This window comes from Curtobacterium sp. MCPF17_031 (assembly GCF_003234035.1).
In the GTDB taxonomy this organism is placed as follows: Bacteria; Actinomycetota; Actinomycetes; order Actinomycetales; family Microbacteriaceae; genus Curtobacterium.
In genome coordinates this window covers 1-1,427 of record NZ_QKSG01000023.1, presented here as the reverse complement: position 1 = coordinate 1,427, position 1,427 = coordinate 1, and the positions used below count along the sequence as shown (strand labels likewise).

General features: G+C 66.0%; 1 protein-coding gene. It reads right to left on the bottom strand.

What is annotated here, in order from left to right; translation table 11 throughout:
• Positions 1 to 37: 37 nt before the first annotated feature.
• Positions 38 to 1,299 (bottom strand): IS3 family transposase gene (locus DEJ31_RS16770; RefSeq protein ID WP_375537630.1). Its coding sequence is split into 2 segments (ribosomal slippage): positions 38 to 927 and positions 927 to 1,299, totalling 1,263 coding nucleotides; the frame shifts between segments, so codons are not numbered across the junction.
• Between the last annotated feature and the right edge of the window lie 128 nt (positions 1,300 to 1,427).

Genomic DNA, 1,427 nt, shown 5'->3' with positions numbered 1-1,427 from the left:
GTGAACTGGTCCCTGTTTGTTGGACTGTGAATTCAGGTTATGCCGCGAGGGCATGGGCTCGGTATTGGACCGGGCTCATGCCCTCGAGGCGTTCCTGGATGCGGGTGGTGTTCCACCAGGCGATGTAGTCCCTGATCGCGGTATCCAGCTCGCTTGTGTCAGCGAAGCGGGCGGGGTGGAACATCTCGGCTTTGAGGTGACCGAAGAAGTTCTCGATGATCGCGTTGTCGTGACAGTTGCCCTTCCGCGACATCGACTGGAGGGCACCAGCGGTGGTCAGGATGCCTCGCCAGGACCGGTGCTGGTAGTGGACGCCCTGGTCGGAGTGCACCATCGGTGTCGCACCCGGCGCGGCCGTGAGGGCGTCCCGGAGGGACCCGTTGGTCAGTTCCAGTGTCGGGCTCGTCCCCGTCCGGTGCGCGATGATCCGCCGGTCGAACAGGTCCAGCACCGCGGAGAGGTAGAGCTTGCCGGTTCCGATGCGGAACTCGGTGACGTCGGTGACCCACTTCTGCTCTGGCGCGGTCGCGGTGAAGTTCCGGTCAAGCAGGTTCGGTGCGATCCGGCCGACCTCGCCGCCGTAGGACGAGTACCGCTTCCGGCGCCGCACCACGCAGACCAGCCGTTCCTGCCGCATCAAGGCCAGCACCGTCTTCTTCGCCACTCGGCGCCCGTCGCGACGCAACTGAGCGTGGATCCGGCGGTGCCCGTATCGGCCCTTGGCATGCACGAACACGGCGCGGACGGCCGCAGCGGTGTCGACATGCCGGTCCCGACGGTCCAGGCGGGCCTGGTGGTAAAAGAACGTCGACCGGGCAAGCCCGGCAATCCGCAGGAGATCGTCCAGGCGATGAGCGGCCTTGCAAGCGGCGACGGCAGCGGTTCTCACCCGCGCCGTTGCTGGGCTTGCAAGGCCCGCAATTTTCCCAGGTACGCGTTCTCCGCCCGCAGGAGTTCGTTCTCCCGTCGCAGCCGTTCCACCTCGGACAGCTCATCCTCGGGGACCGCTCTCGGCCGGCCCACGCGGCGCGGTCGCAGCGCGTCTTCACCGTCCTTGCGGGCGAGGTTCACCCACTTGCGCAGTAGCAACGTCGACGAGAGGCCACCCTCGGCGGCCAACGTGTCGGCGTTCTCACCGGCGAGGAACCGGCGCACGAGATCGCGTTTGACCTCGAACGAGTACGAGCGTCTGGGTTCGTCCACGAGCACCTCCACGCCATGCAGCGACCACCGTCGATGCAACCGTTTCACCGGAGTGCGAGCAACTCCCAACCGACGCGCGGTCGCCCAATCAGCCAGTCCCTGCTCGAACCAGCCCACCGCAGCAGTGCGCTGCGCACCAGTCAACGATGACGCGTTACCACCCAACAGAACCATCCCCGGATCTCGAACCAACTAAGCAGTCCAAGATCCGGGGACCAGTTCAC